This is a genomic window from Phycicoccus sp. Soil748 (assembly GCF_001428025.1).
GTDB lineage: Bacteria > Actinomycetota > Actinomycetes > Actinomycetales > Dermatophilaceae > Pedococcus.
In genome coordinates this window covers 30,000-46,750 of record NZ_LMSC01000005.1, presented here as the reverse complement: position 1 = coordinate 46,750, position 16,751 = coordinate 30,000, and the positions used below count along the sequence as shown (strand labels likewise).

Annotated in this window: 16 protein-coding genes and 1 pseudogene; 4 read left to right on the top strand and 13 right to left on the bottom strand. The window is 74.2% G+C overall.

Annotation, left to right across the window (positions count from 1 at the left end):
- Positions 1-5 precede the first annotated feature (5 nt).
- The 4 genes from ASG70_RS02795 to ASG70_RS02780 all read right to left on the bottom strand — a co-directional run bounded on the left by ASG70_RS02795 (position 6) and on the right by ASG70_RS02780 (position 4,090).
- Positions 6-1,496 carry an alkaline phosphatase PhoX gene (locus ASG70_RS02795; RefSeq protein ID WP_056882340.1) on the bottom strand — a complete coding sequence of 497 codons (1,491 nt, stop codon included), beginning with the start codon at positions 1,494-1,496 and terminating at the stop codon, positions 6-8.
- A 116-nt stretch (positions 1,497-1,612) separates the two neighbouring features.
- Positions 1,613-2,431: a PfkB family carbohydrate kinase gene (locus ASG70_RS02790; RefSeq protein ID WP_056882339.1), complete on the bottom strand. Its 819-nt coding sequence runs from the start codon at positions 2,429-2,431 to the stop codon at positions 1,613-1,615.
- Positions 2,431-3,405, bottom strand: coding sequence for a nucleoside hydrolase (locus ASG70_RS02785; protein ID WP_056882338.1), 975 nt, complete (start codon positions 3,403-3,405; stop codon positions 2,431-2,433). The genes ASG70_RS02790 and ASG70_RS02785 overlap by 1 nt, the downstream gene beginning before the upstream one ends.
- Before the next feature lie 67 nt (positions 3,406-3,472).
- Positions 3,473-4,090, bottom strand: coding sequence for a hypothetical protein (locus tag ASG70_RS02780; RefSeq protein ID WP_156399789.1), 618 nt, complete (start codon positions 4,088-4,090; stop codon positions 3,473-3,475).
- Between the two features lie 65 nt (positions 4,091-4,155).
- Here ASG70_RS02780 and ASG70_RS02775 point away from each other — a divergent pair, with 65 nt between their 5' ends.
- Genes ASG70_RS02775 through ASG70_RS02765 form a run of 3 tightly spaced genes read left to right on the top strand, consistent with a single transcriptional unit; the run spans position 4,156 to position 6,740 of the window.
- Positions 4,156-5,025 carry a hypothetical protein gene (locus ASG70_RS02775; RefSeq protein WP_156399788.1) on the top strand — a complete coding sequence of 290 codons (870 nt, stop codon included), beginning with the start codon at positions 4,156-4,158 and terminating at the stop codon, positions 5,023-5,025.
- Positions 5,022-5,405 (top strand): GntR family transcriptional regulator, encoded by a 384-nt coding sequence (locus ASG70_RS19795; protein ID WP_056882335.1) that lies wholly within the window; start codon positions 5,022-5,024, stop codon positions 5,403-5,405. Before ASG70_RS02775 ends, ASG70_RS19795 begins: the two co-directional genes overlap by 4 nt.
- 45 nt (positions 5,406-5,450) lie before the next feature.
- Positions 5,451-6,740: a glycoside hydrolase family 3 N-terminal domain-containing protein gene (locus ASG70_RS02765; RefSeq protein WP_235531309.1), complete on the top strand. Its 1,290-nt coding sequence runs from the start codon at positions 5,451-5,453 to the stop codon at positions 6,738-6,740.
- Between the two features lie 52 nt (positions 6,741-6,792).
- Here the strand turns inward: ASG70_RS02765 and tsaD are convergent, their stop codons facing one another.
- The 9 genes from tsaD to glmS form a co-directional block, all read right to left on the bottom strand.
- Positions 6,793-7,842: a tRNA (adenosine(37)-N6)-threonylcarbamoyltransferase complex transferase subunit TsaD gene (tsaD, locus tag ASG70_RS02760; protein WP_056882334.1), complete on the bottom strand. Its 1,050-nt coding sequence runs from the start codon at positions 7,840-7,842 to the stop codon at positions 6,793-6,795.
- A complete protein-coding gene (gene rimI, locus ASG70_RS02755; RefSeq protein WP_056882333.1) occupies positions 7,839-8,288 on the bottom strand; it encodes a ribosomal protein S18-alanine N-acetyltransferase in 450 nt (149 codons plus the stop codon). Before rimI ends, tsaD begins: the two co-directional genes overlap by 4 nt.
- Positions 8,285-8,959, bottom strand: a complete 675-nt coding sequence (gene tsaB / locus ASG70_RS02750; RefSeq protein WP_056882332.1) for a tRNA (adenosine(37)-N6)-threonylcarbamoyltransferase complex dimerization subunit type 1 TsaB — start codon at positions 8,957-8,959, stop codon at positions 8,285-8,287. The genes rimI and tsaB overlap by 4 nt, the downstream gene beginning before the upstream one ends.
- On the bottom strand, positions 8,959-9,516 hold the full coding sequence (gene tsaE, locus ASG70_RS02745; protein ID WP_200949189.1) for a tRNA (adenosine(37)-N6)-threonylcarbamoyltransferase complex ATPase subunit type 1 TsaE: 558 nt from the start codon (positions 9,514-9,516) through the stop codon (positions 8,959-8,961). The genes tsaB and tsaE overlap by 1 nt, the downstream gene beginning before the upstream one ends.
- 34 nt (positions 9,517-9,550) lie before the next feature.
- Positions 9,551-10,726, bottom strand: coding sequence for an alpha/beta fold hydrolase (locus tag ASG70_RS02740; RefSeq protein ID WP_056882331.1), 1,176 nt, complete (start codon positions 10,724-10,726; stop codon positions 9,551-9,553).
- Positions 10,723-11,907: an alanine racemase gene (gene alr / locus ASG70_RS02735; protein ID WP_056882330.1), complete on the bottom strand. Its 1,185-nt coding sequence runs from the start codon at positions 11,905-11,907 to the stop codon at positions 10,723-10,725. The genes ASG70_RS02740 and alr overlap by 4 nt, the downstream gene beginning before the upstream one ends.
- Before the next feature lie 64 nt (positions 11,908-11,971).
- Complete coding sequence (locus ASG70_RS02730; protein ID WP_056882329.1) at positions 11,972-13,462, bottom strand: bifunctional ADP-dependent NAD(P)H-hydrate dehydratase/NAD(P)H-hydrate epimerase; 1,491 nt, start codon at positions 13,460-13,462, stop codon at positions 11,972-11,974.
- 1 nt (position 13,463) lies between these two features.
- On the bottom strand, positions 13,464-13,814 hold the full coding sequence (locus ASG70_RS02725) for a holo-ACP synthase (RefSeq protein ID WP_056882328.1): 351 nt from the start codon (positions 13,812-13,814) through the stop codon (positions 13,464-13,466).
- A 10-nt stretch (positions 13,815-13,824) separates the two neighbouring features.
- Entirely contained in the window at positions 13,825-15,684 is a 1,860-nt protein-coding gene (glmS, locus tag ASG70_RS02720) for a glutamine--fructose-6-phosphate transaminase (isomerizing) (RefSeq protein ID WP_056882327.1), read from the bottom strand.
- 99 nt (positions 15,685-15,783) lie between these two features.
- Here glmS and coaA point away from each other — a divergent pair.
- A pseudogene (coaA, locus tag ASG70_RS02715) lies at positions 15,784-16,751 on the top strand (type I pantothenate kinase); the annotation flags it as partial.

Sequence of the window (16,751 nt, the reverse complement as noted above, 5' to 3'; positions counted from 1 at the left end):
GGGCCTCAGCCCAGGTAGGTGCGCCAGGGGCCGTTGATCGCGAAGACGTGCCCGGGCTCCTGGACGTTGCCGAACAGCACGCGCCCGTCGGGCGAGAAGCACGGGCCCGTCATCTCGCTGTAGACCGGGACCCCGGCCGCCGTGCGCTCCTGGACGACGAGGTTGCGCGCGATCGCCTGGGCGCCGGTCTCGCGGCTCCACGAGAGCAGGTGGTTGGCGGTGTTGCCGTCCTCGGACAGGACCAGGCTGCCGTAGGGCGAGACGTGGCAGCCGTCGGGGCCGTCGAAGGCCAGGTCGAGGCTGCGGCCCAGACCCGTCTCCGGGTCCAGCGTCTCGCTGTGCAGGAGCGGGTTGTACGGGTAGTAGGCGACCAGCGTGAGCGTCGAGGTGGCGTACTCGTAGTACCAGAGCTGTCCGTCGTGCGGCGTCGCGTCGGCGGGCAGGTCACCGGCCGCGAAGGCGAAGCTGGCCACGAAGTACATGCCGCGGCGGTCACCCCACGCGCCCTCGAGCTTCTTGGAGTGGGTGACGGCACCGTCGGCGAACTGCTTGCGCAGGGAGGTGTCGCGCGCGTGGCGGTCGGGCACCCGTACCCAGCGGGTCGCGAAGGGACGGCCGATCTGGCCCGCGGTCACGTAGGCGAGGTCCGGGAGGATGCCGCCGTCGGGACCCACCACGGCGAGCGCCTCGAGCGTGCCGTCGTCCGGGCCGAGGTGGTCGGCGATGCCGGCGCGGAGCTTGTAGCCCGCGGGTGCCGTCCAGCGGTAGAGCAGGCCGGTCGGCTTGCTGGCGTCCTCGGTCAGGTAGACCCGCTGGCGGCTCGGCTCGACGACGACGGCCTCGTGGGGCGCACGGCCCCAGGCGGCGATGGGCCGCGGCACCTGGTCGGTCGGGGCGCCGGCGAACACCTCGAAGACGTAACCGTGGTCCTTCTCGAGGCCACCGGTGCCGGCCTTGGCCTCGGTCTCCTCGCAGGTGAGCCAGCTGCCCCACGGCGTCGGGCCGCCGGCGCAGTTGCTGATGGTGCCCGACAGGCCGACCCACTCTGAGACGCGAGCGCCCTGGCGGGTGGTCTCGATGACGGTGCACCCGCCGCCGAGCGCGCCGCGGTCGTAGACCGTGCCCTCGACGAACGGCACCGGGGCGGCGCTGCCCGGCGACGCCTCGTGGTTCTGCACCAGCCGGTAGCCGCGCGGGCCGGCCACGACGAGCGTGCCGTCGGGTCGCTCGGGGGTGGCGCCGACGACCTTGCCGGTGCCGTCGTGCACCTCGGTGCTGCCGGACACTGCGACGGGGGTGGCGGAGAAGCCACGGGGCAGCGCCAGCAGGTCACCCTCGGTGTGGGTGAGCGGCGGGAAGAGCCGGGTCCGCGAGCCACCGTGGGCGGGCGTGGCCGGGGCTGCGAGGGCGGCGGCCGGCTGCAGGGCGCCGGCGACGACGAGGCCGGCGCCGGTGGCGGCGCCGGAGGTCAGGAGGGAACGACGGGACAGAGGCATGCGCAGGTCCGTTCTCGAGCAGGAAGGGTGCGCCACGGGGCGCAGCAGCCCCATCCGACCGGCTCCGGGTGAACTCCACGCGAACTCGCGGCGAGGGTTCGCCGTCGAGCGGTCGACTACAGGGCCGGGTCGGGCTGGGCGCCGTGGTGGCGGACCGCAGCCGCCCCCGCCGCCGCTGCCCGGCGCACGGCCTCAGCCCGGTCCGCGCCGCCGGCCAGGGCCGCCGCGAGGGCGCCGCAGAAGGCGTCGCCGGCGCCCGTGGTGTCGACCACGTCCTCCGCTGCGACCGGCGCCGCCTCGAACCGCTCACCGTCCCAGCTGCACCCCGCCGCCCCGAAGGTCACCAGCAGGGAGCCTGCGACGACGTCGGAGTCGGCCAGCTGCATGGCCTCGTGCTCGTTGACGACCACCGGGTCGGCGAGCTGCGCGACGTCGTGCGGCAGGGCCGCGTACGGCGCGGCGTTGACCACCACGCGCGCTCCCCTGGAGTGCGCCGCGCGGGCGGCCCGGGCCACGACCGATACGGGGACCTCGAGCTGGACGAGCAGGACGTCCCCCTCCCCGAGCGGCGGCAGGTCGGCGGTGACGTGGCCGTTGGCTCCGGCGACGACCACGATGGAGTTCTCCCCCTCGTCGTCGACCACGATCCACGCCTGGCCGGTGGCGGCGGGTGCGACGGCCACGGCGGACACGTCGACACCGAGCCGCTCGAGGCGGGCGCGGTAGGCGGCGCCGCCGTCGTCGTCGCCCACGGCTCCGACCATGACGACCTCGGCACCGGCTGCGGCGGCGGCCACGGCCTGGTTGCCGCCCTTGCCGCCGGCGAACCGCTCCACGGCGGCGTCGGCCAGGACCGTCTCCCCCGGGCGCGGGTGCCGCTCGACATGGGCGACGAGGTCGACGTTGAGCGACCCGAGGACGACGACGCGGCCCATCAGAGCGAACCCCCGCCGACGGTGTCGAGCCAGAGGCGGGCGTAGCGGTCGGCGTCGACCTCGAGGCACACGTCGATGGTCGTCGGGGCGAGGCCGTGCGGGTCGTGCGACAGGTCGCCGGTCCAGTCACGGCGGTCGACGATGGTGCGCCCCCGCGACCAGGTGCCCGCGAGCTCGACGCGGACCGGGAGCTTCTCGCGCTGCACGCCCCCCGGGTCGAGGACCGCGCAGACGGCGCCCGCGTCGCCGATCGTGGCTGACCCCGCCCCGAACCGCTCCGCCTGGAACCGGACGAGCCGCCCGGCGAGCTCGGCCGCGCCCCGGCCACCGACCGCCACGAGCGCGTCGGCCTGCGCGAGGCCGATGTGCGGGGCGTAGAAGACGTCGAGGCCGTACATGGTCACGGCGATGCCGAGGTCGGCGCACGCGTCGAGGACGACGGCCGCCGCCTCCGGGTCGTGGAAGACGTTGAACTCGGCCGACGCGGTGGCGTTGCCGACGTCGGCCGCCCCACCCATGAAGACGACCTCACGCAGGCCCCGCGCGACCTCGGGGTAGGTGCGCAGCAGCAGGGCGATGTTGGTCAGGGGTGCGAGGGGTATGAGGGTGACGGGTTCGTCGGTCGCAGCCGCCTCGCGCAGGACGTCCCGCAGCACCTCGACGGCGTGCCGCGGGTCCGGCTGCCGGGACGACTTCGGCCAGTCGAGGTCGCCCATGCCGTCGGCCCCGTGGACGTGGCGCGCGTCGACGGCCTCCTCGAGCAGGGGCCTTTCCGCACCGCGGGCGACGACGACGTCCGCGCGCCCGGCCGCGTCGAGGACGGTCAGCGTGTTGGCGACGACGTCGTCCACCGGCGCATTGCCGCCGACACAGGTCACGGCGCGCAGGTCGAGACCAGGGTGCAGCGCGGCGAGGAGCAGGGCACAGGCGTCGTCCACGCCGGTGTCGACGTCGAGCACGACGGGGATGGCCATGCCCGCGATCCTGCCAGAGCAGTGGCCGCAGGACCCGGCCCCCGTCGAGCGTCCGGCCGGCGCGCGGCTACTCGTCGGAGAGGTCCACCCCGCAGGACATGAGCACCATGTCCGTCACCGACCCGGGTGGGGTGACGGTCGTCTCGACGGAGCCCCAGGGTCGGCTCGCCCAGATGCGGACGCCGAGCCCGTCGACCGGGTGCTGCCGGGCCAGGGCGCGGGCGACCCGGGTGGCCGCGGTGCAGTCGGTGACCTGGAACTCCAGGCGCACGGTCTGCTTCGACCGCGGCGCCAGGTCGAGCGACTGCGGGGCCACCGGCTGCACCTCGACGCCGGGCACCGGAATGGCCCACCGGGTCACGTGCTCGGTGACCACGCCGTCGTTGTGCAGGTCGAACGACAGGTGCCCGCGGCTGCCCGGCGTCCCGCTGCCGTAGCCGGAGTTGTCGCCGCCGGACAGGCGCGGGGAGAACACACCGGACCACGCCACCCCGACGCCGAGGAGCACCACGAGGGCGGTGACGAGCGCCGTACGCAGCAGGGCCCTGCGCTCACGGACGGCGGCTGCGCGGGCCTCGGGCTCGATGGCGCGCCACACCTCGTCGCTCACGCCGTACCCGGCCCCGCGCGCCACCTGCGAAGGGCCCTCGGCTGTCGGCGCCCCACTCCCCCGCTGCTCGTCCATGGCCGTGAATGTATCACTGTGTTGCTACATTGACACAAGGGTTGCTCGAGGTGCAGGGTGGCGCCATGACCGTCCGCTTCGTCGTCCTCCTCGTCGTCGCCCTGCTCGGTGTGGGGGTCATGGTGCTCGTCGCCGGCGTCTCGACCGCGCCGGTCTCGCTGCCCCGCCTGCGCCGCTTTGCTGCCCGTCAGGAGCTGCTCGTCACCGAGGCCAACGGTCCGCTCGTGGTGCGGGCCCTGGCGGTCACGCGACGCTGGCGCGCGCTCGGGCTCACCACCGGCGTGCTGCTCGGCCTGCTGTGGGCGCTGCGCGACGACCGGCTCACCCTCAACTTCACGGCTGCTTTCCTGGGGTGGTTCGTCGGGGCCGTGGTCGCCGAGTGGCGGCTCGCGGGCCTCGTGGTCGAGTCCGGCCGGCGCACCGCCTCGCTGGCGCGGCGGACGGTCACCGCCTACCTGCGGCGTGGCGCCGCGGTGCTGCTCGGGCTGGCCTGCCTGGCGCTGGTGGTCCTGTACGTCGCCGTCGTGACCCGGGCCGGGTCCGTGGGATCCGGGGCGCCCGGGCTGCGCGGGGAGGCCACGCTCTGGCTGGCCGCCGCCGCCGCGGGGCTGGCCGCCGTCACCGCCACCCTGCGCCGCGTGGCCTCGCGCCCCCAGCCGGCCGTCGACGGCGACCTGCTCGCCGCCGACGACGCCCTGCGCGCCCGGAGCGCCAACGTCCTCGCGGGTTCGGCGGTCGTCGCCGCCGGGTACCCCGCAGCGAGCCTCCTGGGGCTCCTGGGCACGACGTTCGAGAGGAGCTCCGGCGCCTGGGCGGGGACGAGCGTCGCGGCCCTCCTCCTCACTGTGGTGGTCGGCTGGCTCGTGGCCGTCCGCCCCAGCCCGGCCCGCCGGGCCGTCCGGCCCGGGCCCACCCGCGCCCCGGCAGTCCCGTGAACATCGACGTCGACCCCGACAGCGCCGTCCCGGCGTACGAACAGCTCCGGGCGCAGCTCGCCGACCTCATCCGGTCGGGCGCGCTCGCGACCGGCACCAGGCTGCCGAGCATCCGCCAGCTCGCCAGCGACCTGGCCCTGGCCCCCGGGACGGTGGCGCGGGCCTTTCGGGAGCTCGAGGGCGAAGGGCTGGTCACCAGCCGCGTGCGACACGGCACCCTCGTGGCCCCGGTACGCGGCACCGCGGGCCACACCCGCGACCAGGTCGAGGAGGCAGCGCGCAGCTTCGCCCTGGTCGCCCGGCACCTCGGCCTCTCCGACGACGACGCGCTGCGGGCCGTGCGCACGCAGCTGGGACGCTTCCCGCCGCTCACCTCCTGACCTGCACGTCTGCGGCTGCGCGAGCCGGCGGGATAGGTTCGTCGGGTGAGTGCACGAGCCCTGCGACCCCTGCGGACGCTCAGCACCCTCGGCGCCGCGGCCCTGCTCGCCACCAGCTGTTCGACCGGCTCGCCTGCGCCGTCCGCGACGTCGACGGGTGGTGGCGCCGGCACCCGGACGGGCACGGCCCCGAGCACCTCGACGAGCTCGTCGACGCAGGGGACGACGACGACCACGACGTCACGCCCCGCGACCTCCTCGAGGACCTCCACCTCGTCGACCACCACCCCGTCACGCACCTGCGGCCAGCGGCTCGCGGCCGCCATGACGCCGTCGCAGCGGGCCGGGCAGCTGCTCATGGTCGGGCTGCAGCCCAGCGGCAGCTCTACCCAGCTCGCGGCCCAGGTGCGGGCACAGCACCTCGGCGGCGTCATCTACCTCGGCGGGTGGTCCGGCGGCACCGCCTCGATGGCGCGGATCTCGGCGCGGCTGCAGGACGCCGCCCACGGCAGCCTGCTCGTGGCCGCCGACCAGGAGGGTGGCGAGGTCCAGCAGCTGAAGGGCCCGGGCTTCGACACCATGCCCTCCGCGCGCACCCAGGCCACGCTGGGTACGACGTCCGAGCAGGCCGCGGTCCGCACCTGGTCGCACCAGCTCGCCCGCGCCGGCGTCACCATCAACCTCGCCCCGGTGGCCGACACCGTCCCCACCTCGCTGGGCTCGGCCAACCAGCCCATCGGGCGCTACCACCGAGACTTCGCGCCCGGCTCACCGAGCACCAACGCCCGGTACGTCGCCGCGTTCGTGCGCGGCTCCGTCGCCGGCGGCGTGGTGCCCACGCTCAAGCACTTCCCCGGCCTGGGAAGGGTGACCGGCAACACCGACGTCACCACCTCCGGCATCACCGACCCCACGACCAGGGCAGGCGACCCCTACCTCGCGCCGTTCCAGGCGGGCATCGCCGCCGGAGCCCCGGTCGTCATGGTGTCGTCGGCCTGGTACCCGCGGATCGACCCGAACCACCAGGCGATGTTCTCCAGGGCGGTGGTGACCGACCTGCTGCGCGGCAGCCTTCGCTTCCGTGGCGTCGTCATCACCGACGACGTGGGTGCCGCCCGCGCGGTGGCCGCCGTGCCGGTGGGCCAGCGGGCGACCCGGTTCATCTCTGCCGGCGGCGACATCGTCCTGACTGCCGACGCCGGCCAGGCCTCGACCATGCTCTCGGCCATCGCGGCGAAGCGCGCCCAGAGCAGGGCCTTCGCGGCCCAGGTCGACGCCGCGGCGGCCCGGGTGCTCGACCTCAAGGCCACGTTCGGCCTCGTCCGCTGCGGCTGACCTCCGACCTCTGACTGCCCGCCGGGCGGTGAGCCATCCGGGTCAGGTCCGGTCAGGACTGGACCAGGGTGACCGGCATCGAGGAGTCGGCGGGCAGGGACAGGTCGGACGGCGCGCGACCCTTGAGCACCATCTGCGCGCCGAGGGCTGCCACCATGGCGCCGTTGTCGGTGCACAGACCGGGGCGCGGCACGCGCAGCGTGATGCCCGCGGCGTCGCAGCGCTCCTGGGCCATGGCCCGGAGACGGGAGTTCGCGGCCACGCCGCCCCCGATCTGGAGGTGCTCGACGCCGTGCTCGCGGCAGGCGAGGACCGCCTTGCGCGTCAGCACGTCGGTGACCGCCTCCTGGAACGACGCGGCGACGTCAGCGACCGGCACGGGCTCGCCGGACGCCTCCCGGGCCTGCACCCACCGCGACACCGCGGTCTTGAGGCCTGAGAACGAGAAGTCGAACCGGTGCCGGTCCATGTCCCGGCCGGCGGTGAGGCCACGCGGGAAGTCGATGGCCACCCGGTCGCCCTCGCGGGCCACGCGGTCGATGTGCGGCCCCCCGGGGAACGGCAGCCCCAGCACGCGGGCCACCTTGTCGAACGCCTCGCCCGCGGCGTCGTCGATGGTGGAGCCGAGCGACCGCACGTCGTGGGTGACGTCCGGCACCAGCAGCAGCGAGGAGTGGCCGCCCGAGACGAGCATCGCCAGGGTCGGCTCGGGCAGCGGCCCGTGCTCGACGATGTCGACGGCGACGTGGGAGGCGAGGTGGTTCACGCCGTACAGGGGCTTGCCGAGCGCCACGGCCAGCGACTTGGCAGCGGCCACGCCGACCATGAGCGTGCCGGCGAGGCCGGGCCCGGAGGTGACGGCGATCGCGTCGAGGTCGTCGAGTCGCACCCCGGCCTGCCGGGTGGCCCGTTCGATCGTGGGGATCATCGCCTCGAGGTGCGCACGGCTGGCCACCTCGGGCACGACGCCGCCGAACCGCGCGTGCTCGTCGACACTGCTCGCGATCGCGTCGACGAGCAGCTCCTCGCCGCGCACGATCCCGACACCGGTCTCGTCGCAGGACGTCTCGAGCCCGAGGACGAGCGGCTGGTCGGCACTCACGAGTGTGCTCCTTCGAGGGTGAGTCGCATGACGTGGGCGTCGACGTCGCCCGGCTGGTAGTAGCGGCGGCGAACGGTCAGCACCTCGAAGCCGTTGCTGTCGTACAGGTTTCGAGCCACGTCGTTGTCGGCGCGGACCTCCAGCATGAGGTGCTCGGCGCGGTCCTCGCGGGCCCGGGCGACGAGCTCGTCGAGCAGCCGCCGGCCGAGGCCACGTCCGCGCGCGGCGGGAGCGACAGCCATGGTCATGACGTCGGCCACCTCACCACCGAGGTCGATCCCGGCGTACCCGAGCACCTGCCCGGCCTCCTCCTCGACGACGTAGGCGCGTCGGGGACGGCCGGCCAGCTCGGCCCACCACGTGGGCTCGCTCCAGGCGTCGTCGGGGAACAGCTCGGCCTCCAGGGCAGCCAGCTGGGGGATGTCGGTCCAGTGGACGTCCCTCATGCGCGGGCCCGCTCGGCCGTGGTGAGCGCGTCGGGGCGCCGCAGGTAGAGGGGCTCGACCGGCAGCGACTCGCCCTCACCCAGGAGCACCTCACCCAGCAGGGCGAGGGAGGCGGCCTGCACGTCGTGCGCGCCGAGGGCATGGGGGAAGAGCTCGGGGTACAGCGCCGGCCCGCGGCCCGCGGTGGGCAGCGACCGCACGTCCTCGGGCAGGTCGGCCGGGCGGTCGACGGCGGGGTCGGTGAGTCGCCGGGGCCGCGGCGCCCCGGCGAGGTCACCGTCGCCGACGGTGTACCGCGCCCAGTACACCTCCTTGCGGCGGGCGTCGGTCGCCACGAGGAACTCGCCCGCGCCGACCTGGGCCGCCGCGTCGACGGCCAGGGCGTCGAGGCTGCACACGCCGTGGACCGGTATGTCGCGGGCGTGGGCGAAGACCGTGCCCGTCACGATGCCGACGCGCAGCCCGGTGAACGGGCCGGGGCCGTTGCCGACGACCACGTCGGTCACGTCGGACGGCTCGCGGTGGGCCGTCTCGAGGCAGCGCCGCACGAGGGGGGCGACGTGCTCGGAGTGGCCTCGGGCGTCGAGGACCGTTGCGCTGGAAGCGATCCCGTCACCACGCAGGGCGACGGTGATCGCGGAGGTCGAGGTGTCGATGGCCAGGATCAGCATCAGGCCTCTTCCGTGGAGTCGTGGGCGGGCGCGTCGTCGGCCGGAGCGTCGTCGGAGAGTTCGTCGTCGGCCGGAGCGTCGTCGAAGGGGCTGAGCACCGGCAGGGGCACCGGCTCGGTCAGGGTCGTGAGGTCGACGTCCACCCACCGGGCGCCGTGCGGGACGACGCGGACGGTACGGGTGTCCTCACCGTCGAGGAGCACCTCGAGGCGGTCGTCGGTGAGGTCCTCGGCGAGGCCGTGGCCCCACTCGACGATGGTGACCGAGTCGTCGAGGGTGGCATCGAGGTCGAGGTCGTCGAGCTCGGCGAACCCGCCCAGCCGGTAGGCGTCGACGTGGACGAGCGGCGGGCCGTCGACCAGCGACGGGTGGACCCGGGCGATGACGAACGTCGGAGACGTGACGGGCCCGCGGATGCCCAGGCCCTGGCCGATGCCCTGGGTGAGCGTCGTCTTGCCGGCACCCAGCCCTCCGGTCAGCACGACGAGGTCGCCGGCGCGCAGGAGGGCCGCCAGCCGGGCACCCCAGGCGCGGGTCTGGCCCGAGGTCGTCAGCAGGGGGCCGGCGACCTCCCGGGGGTCGGGGGTGGTGTCAGGCACTGCGTCCACTCCTTCGCGCCTTCGCGACCCGTCGGCGCTTCGACAGGTCGGTGACGGTGCGGCGTACGCGTGGCTTGCGCTCGATGTCGACGTGAGCGGTGGCCGCCCGCATGCCGCGGTCGATGAGCTCGAGCAGCTGCTCGGTGACGACCTCGGGGTGCTCGAGCATGATGATGTGCCCGGCGTCCTCGACGACCACGTGCTCGGCACCGGGGACGAGGCGCACGATCGCCTCGGAGTGGTCCGGCGGCGTGAGCAGGTCCTGCTGGCCGTTGACGACGAGGGTCTCGATCCCGTGGAACTGCGCGAGGGCCGCCTGCTTGTCGTGCACGTTGATCGACGGCAGGAAGTCGGCCATCACCTGCAGCGGCGTCCCCATGATCATGTCGCCGGTGTAGCGGACGGTGTGCTGGGCCACCGGCGAGGCGAAGCTGTAGTGGTCGACGATGAGGTCCTCGACGTCACGACCCAGGCGGCGCGCGGTGTCCACGAGCTTCTGCTGGGTGCTCATGCGGGCGAGGAACCGGGGCCCCAGCCGGCCCAGGAACCGGCCCACGAACTGCCCGAACCCCAGCGTCATCATGTTGGTCCCGCCGGCGCTGGTGGCGACGAACGCCGCGGCGACCACGCGCTCGCGCACCACCTCGGGGAACTGCTCCGCCATCGACATCATCGTCATGCCGCCCATGGAGTGGCCGACCAGGGCGAGCGGCCCCTCGGGGACGACCTCCTCGATGACGCGGTGCAGGTCGCGGCCGAGCTGGTCGATGGTGCAGGACTCGCTGTCAGCCACCTCCGAGCGGCCGTGGCTGCGCTGGTCCCACAGCACGACGCGGTACCCGGCGCGGGTGAGCGCCTTGCGCTGGAGCACCCAGCTGCGCAGGCTCAGCGTGTAGCCGTGGCTGAGCACGACGGTGGGCGCCCCGTCGCGGGCGGCGTCGTCGGCGGGCTCGTCGACCTCGACGTGCAGCGGCACGCCGTCGTCCGCGACCACAACCAGCTCACGGCCGGCGACGTGGCCGTAGGCTCCGGCGGGGGCGAGGACGGACAGGCGGGCGGTGCGCTCGCGGTTGACCCGGCCCGCCGCGACACCGGCCGCGGTCGCGACGCCGGCAGCGGCGAGCCCGATACCGAGACCGACCAGGCCCCGACTGGGAGGAGGCGTCACGGAGCCACCTCGTCGAGGTGGACCCGCGGCACCTTGGCACCCACCCGGGTGACGACCTCGTAGTTGATGGTGTCGACGGCCGCCGCCCAGTCCTGCGCGGTGGGCTCGCCTGCGGCACCGACACCGAACAGCACCACCTCGTCACCGGCCCGGGCCGGGCTCTCGGGGCCGAGGTCGAGGACGAACTGGTCCATGCAGACGCGGCCGGCCACCGTGTGCCGGCGCCCGGCCACCTGGACCGGACCCACGTTGGTGGCGTGGCGCGGTACGCCGTCGGAGTAGCCCATGGGCACGAGGCCGAGCCGGGTCTGCTCGCTCGTGGTGTAGACGTGGCCGTAGGAGATGCCCTGCCCGGCGGGGCAGTCCTTGACGCTGGACAGGTGCGACAGCAGGCGCATCGCCTCGCGCAGCCCGAAGTCCTCCGGCGACCCGAGGTCGGGCACCGGGGAGAGGCCGTAGACCGCGAGGCCGGGGCGCACGAGGTCGTAGTGGGCCGAGGCGTTGGTCAGGGTCGCCGCGGAGTTGGCCAGGTGGCGCACCGGGGGTCGCACCCCCGCGCGGGCCGCCTGCTCGACGATGCCCTCGAACCGCTCCTGCTGCGCCCGCACGGTGGGGTGCTGCGGGGCGTCGGCGTAGGCGAAGTGGGAGAAGATCCCGACGACGTCGAGGAGCTGCTCGGACTCCAGCGCCGCGACCCGCTCGAGGATCGCCACCAGGTCGGCGTCCCAGGCACCGTTGCGCCCCAGCCCGGTGTCGACCTTGAGGTGGATGCGCGCCGTGCGGCCGGTGGACCGGGCGGCGTCGACCGCCTGGTCGAGCGCCCAGGTCGTGGAGATCCCGAGCTGGACGTCCTGCTCGAGCGCCCCGGCGAAGTCCTGTCCCGGCACGTGCAGCCACGACAGGAGGGGGGCCGTCACGCCCGCACGACGCAGCTCCAGCGCCTCGCCGAGCTGGGCGACGCCGAGCCAGGTCGCGCCGCCGCGCAGCGCCGCGCGGGCACTGGGGACGAGCCCGTGGCCGTAGGCGTCGGCCTTGACCACGGCCATGAGCTCGGCGGTGGGCGCGTGGCGGCGCAGGGCGGCGACGTTGGCGCTGATGGCGCCGAGGTCGACCTGGGCGCACGCGGGAAACCCCGGCGGGGCCGGGGCGAGGGGGCTGCTGGACGCCGTGTCGGTGGTCATCGCCCTCCAGTCTTCCACGGGTGCTCCGGCCGGTCTCGGAGGGCGTCCGTGGCGCCGGCGAAGGTCAGCGGGTGAGCAGGTGGGCGACCGTGCCGGGTACGGCGTGAGCCAGCGCCAGTGCGCGGACGGGACCACCGGGGTTGGCTCGGTCGGCGGCCACCCCGTGGACCAGCGCGCCGAGGGAGCCGGCGTCCAGCGGGGAGAGTCCGGCGGCCAGCAGGGCCCCGCAGACACCGGCGAGGACGTCGCCTGCGCCGGCGGTCGCGGTCCAGGCAGGAGCGTCGGCCTGCGAGCGGACCGTGCCCTCCGGCGGGACCACGAGGGTCGTCGCGCCCTTGAGCAGCACCGTGGCGCCGGTCAGCGTCGCGGCCCGGCGGGCGTGCGCGAGTGGAGAGGCCTGGACCTGCTCGCGGGTGACCTCGTCGTCGCCGGCGGGACTGGTGCTGCCGGCGCACCGGTCGCCGCCACCCTCGAGGCGGCTCAGCAGCCGCGCGAGCTCACCGGCGTGGGGCGTCAGCAGGGTGGGGGCCTCACGGCGCCCGGTCACGAGGTCGAGGCCGCCGGCGTCCACGAGCACCGGCAGGTCGGAGGCAAGGGCGGCGCGGGCGACGTCGAGCTGGGCCTTGCTGCCCTTCGCGCGGGAGGTCGTGTCGAGACCGGGGCCCACGACCCAGGCCTGCACCCGTCCGTCGCCGATGACGACCTCGGGCACCGCGGCCCGGACGAGGCCCGTCGGTGCCGGGGTCCCGACGTAGCGCAGCATGCCGACGCCGGCGCCCACCGCGGCGGTGCAGCACAGCACGGGCGCACCCGTGTAGTCCTCTCCCCCGGCGACGACCCCGAGCACCCCACGGGAGTACTTGTCGTCGCTGGCGCGGGGCACCGGCCACAGCTCGGCCACGTCGGCGAAGTCGAGCCGCTCCACGTCGGCCGCGCCCTCGAGCTCCAGCCCGATGTCGACGACCGTCAGCCGGCCCACGGCCGGCTCGGTCGCGGGCAGGACGTGGACAGGCTTGGCGACGGCGAAGGTGACCGTCTCGTCCGCGAACACCGCCTCGTCCCGGGCCTGCTCGCCTGCCGGGTCCTGTCCCGAGGGCAGGTCGACGGCCACGACGTAGGCGTCGGCCGGCACGGCATCCACCCAGGCGACGGCCTCGTCGGGCAGCCCGGGGCGGCCCCCGATCCCGAGGATCCCGTCGAGCACCAGGTCGGCCTCCGCGAGCGGGGCCGCCCAGTCGTCGTCGCCGGAGAGCACCTGCACCCCGGCTGCGAGCCACGAGTCGGAGTCGCCGATGGCCAGGGGCCAGTCGCCTCGTACGGCGACGCAGGCGAAGCCCTCGTCGGCGAGGTGCGCCGCGGCATACAGGGCGTCGGCGCCGTTGTTGCCCGGTCCGGCGAGCACCACCACGCGGGTGCAGCCGCCCTGGTGCAGCCGCGCGGAGCAGACCTCCGCGAGGCCCCGCGCGGCCCGGGCCATGAGCTCGCCCTCCTCGAGCCCCGCCATGAGCTCCTGCTCGGCGGACCGGACGCGGTCGGCGGACCAGGCGCGCAGCACCTCAGCCCTCCGCGACGACGACTGCGGAGGCGATGCCCGCGTCGTGGGAGAGGGAGACGTGCCAGGCGTGGACCCCGAGGTCGTCGGCGCGTGCCTCGACGGTGCCCGTGATGTGCAGGTGCGGCCGGCCGTCCTCGCCCCGGCGCACGGTGGCGTCCTGCCAGTTCAGGCCGACCGGTGCCCCCAGCGCCTTGGCGAGGGCCTCCTTGGCGGCGAACCTCGCGGCGAGCGAGTTGAGGGGCAGTGAGCGCTCCTCCTCGGTGAACAGGCGCTCGAGCAGCCCGGGGGTCCGCTCCAGGCTCTGCCCGAAGCGCTCGACGTCGACGACGTCGATGCCCACGCCCACGATCACCGGCGGACGCTCACTCGACCGTGACGCTCTTGGCCAGGTTGCGCGGCTGGTCGACGTCGAGGCCCTTGGCGCTCGACAGGTGCAGCGCGAAGACCTGCAGCGGCACGACGGTCAGCAGCGGGGCGAGCAGCGGCGACGTCGCGGGCACGCGGATCACCTCGTCGGCGAACGGCACCACGTCCTCGTCGCCGTCCTCGGCGACCACGATGGTGCGGGCGCCGCGGGCGCGGATCTCCTGGATGTTGGAGACGACCTTCTTGTGCAGGTCGTGGGGCGTACCCGGCCCGGGCACCACGATGAAGACCGGCTGGCCGGCGTCGATGAGGGCGATCGGGCCGTGCTTGAGCTCGCCCGCGGCGAAGCCCTCGGCGTGGATGTAGGCGAGCTCCTTGAGCTTGAGTGCGCCCTCCATCGCCACCGGGTAGCCGACGTTGCGGCCGAGGAACAGCACCGAGCGGGTGTCGGCCATGAACCGCGCGATCTCCTTGACGCGGTCCATGCGGCCGAGGAGCTCCTCGAGCTTGGCCGGGATCTCGTGCAGCTCCTTCATCACCGACTGCGCGTCGTCGGCGAACGTGCCGCCGCGCAGCTGCGCGAGGTAGAGGCCGAGGACGTAGCAGGCGGTGATCTGCGCCAGGAAGGCCTTGGTCGACGCGACGGCGATCTCGGGACCGGCGTGGGTGTAGAGGACCGCGTCGGACTCTCGCGGGATGGTCGAGCCGTGGGTGTTGCAGATGCTGAGGGTGAGCGCGCCCAGCTCCCGGGCGTGCTTGACGGCCATCAGCGTGTCCATGGTCTCGCCGGACTGGCTGATGCTGACCACGAGGGTGCGCTCGCTGGCGATCGGGTCGCTGTAGCGGAACTCGTGCGCCAGCGACACCTCGACCGGGATGCGGGTCCAGTGCTCGATGGCGTACTTCGCGACCATGCCCGCGTAGGCGGCGGTGCCACAGGCGACGATGATGATGCGGTCGACGTCCTTGAGCTGGTCCTCGGTGATCGACATGTCGTCGAGCACGAGCCGGCCCTCGATGTCGGTGCGACCGAGGAGCGTGTCGCCCACGGCGTGCGGCTGCTCGTGGATCTCCTTCTCCATGAACGTGGCGTAGCCGCCCTTCTCGGCGGCCGCGGCGTCCCAGGTCACCTCGTACGGCTTGCCCTCCGCCGGGGTGCCGTCGAAGTTGATGACCGTGTGGGAGTCCGGGGTGATCGTGACGATCTGGTCCTGGCCGAGCTCCAGGGCCTGACGGGTGTGGCCGATGAAGGCCGCCACGTCGGAGCCGAGGAAGTTCTCGCCCTCGCCGAGGCCGACGACGAGCGGGCTGTTGCGACGGGCCCCGACGACGACGCCCGGGCTGTCGGCGTGGACGGCCAGCAGGGTGAACGCGCCCTCGAGCCGGTTGACGACCGCCTTCATCGCCTCGGTGAGGTCACCGGTCTCGGCATACGCCTGGGCCACGAGGTGGGCAGCCACCTCGGTGTCGGTCTCGCTCTCGAAGGCGACGCCCTCGGCGAGCAGGCTCTTCTTGAGGGAGTGGAAGTTCTCGATGATGCCGTTGTGGATCAGGGCCAGTTTGCCGTCCTCACCCGCGCGGTGCGGGTGGGCGTTCTGGTCGGTGGGGCCGCCGTGCGTGGCCCAGCGGGTGTGGCCGATGCCCGTCGTGGCGCCCGGGAGGTGGTCCGCGTCGAGGGCGCCCTGGAGGTTGACCAGCTTGCCCGCCCGCTTCTCGCTCGCGACGCCGGTCTCGGTGACCAGGGCCACACCGGCGGAGTCATAGCCCCGGTACTCGAGGCGGGCCAGGCCCTCCATGACGACGTCCAGTGCCTTGCCGTCCGCGTTGGGGCCGACGTAACCCACGATTCCACACATGCGGAGCAGCCTAACGGCCCACCAGCACGGCCACGGCATCCGGCGAGCGGCGGGCCGAGGTGTCGCACCTCGGCGGGGCGGGACGGCTCGTGGTCCACAATGTCGCGCGTGACGCATCCCGCCGCGAACCACACCGCCCTCCCCTCGCCGTACGTCGAGCTGGACCGGGCCGCGTGGGCCCGCCTGCGGGAGAACCAGCCGCTGAGCCTCGACGCCACGGACCTCGCGCGGCTGCAGGGCCTCGGCGAGCGGATCGACCTCGCCGAGGTCGAGGAGGTCTACCTGCCACTGTCGCGGCTGCTCAGCTTCTACGTCGCCGCCACCGCCCGGCTGCACCGCATCACCGGTGACTTCCTCGGCGAGCGCCCGGCCAAGACCCCGTTCATCATCGGCGTCGCCGGGTCGGTCGCGGTCGGCAAGTCGACCACCGCCCGCCTGCTGCAGGAGCTGCTCTCCCGCTGGCCCGGCACGCCCCGGGTCGAGCTCGTCACCACCGACGGGTTCCTCTGGCCCAACGCCGAGCTCGAACGCCGCAACCTGTTGCAGCGCAAGGGCTTTCCCGAGTCCTACGACCGACGGTCGCTGCTGCGCTTCGTCGCCGAGGTGAAGGCCGGCAAGGCAGAGGTGACCGCCCCCGTCTACTCCCACCTCACCTACGACATCGTCGCCGGCGAGCAGGCCGTGGTGCGGCAGCCCGACGTCCTGATCGTCGAGGGCCTCAACGTGCTCCAGGCGCCGCGCCTGCAGCACGACGGCCGCACCGGCATGGCGGTCAGCGACTTCTTCGACTTCTCGGTCTACGTCGACGCCCACCTCGACGACATCCGCCACTGGTACGTCGAGCGGTTCCTGCGCCTGCGCGAGACCGCCTTCGCCGACCCCGACTCCTACTTCCACCGCTACGCCGCACTCTACGACGACGAGGCCCGCGCACGGGCCGCGCGGATCTGGGCCGAGATCAACGAGGTCAACCTGCGCGAGAACGTCCTCCCCACGCGCAGCCGCGCCACCCTCGTGCTGTCCAAGGGCAGGGACCACAGCGTCCGCAGGCTCCGCCTCCGCAAGCT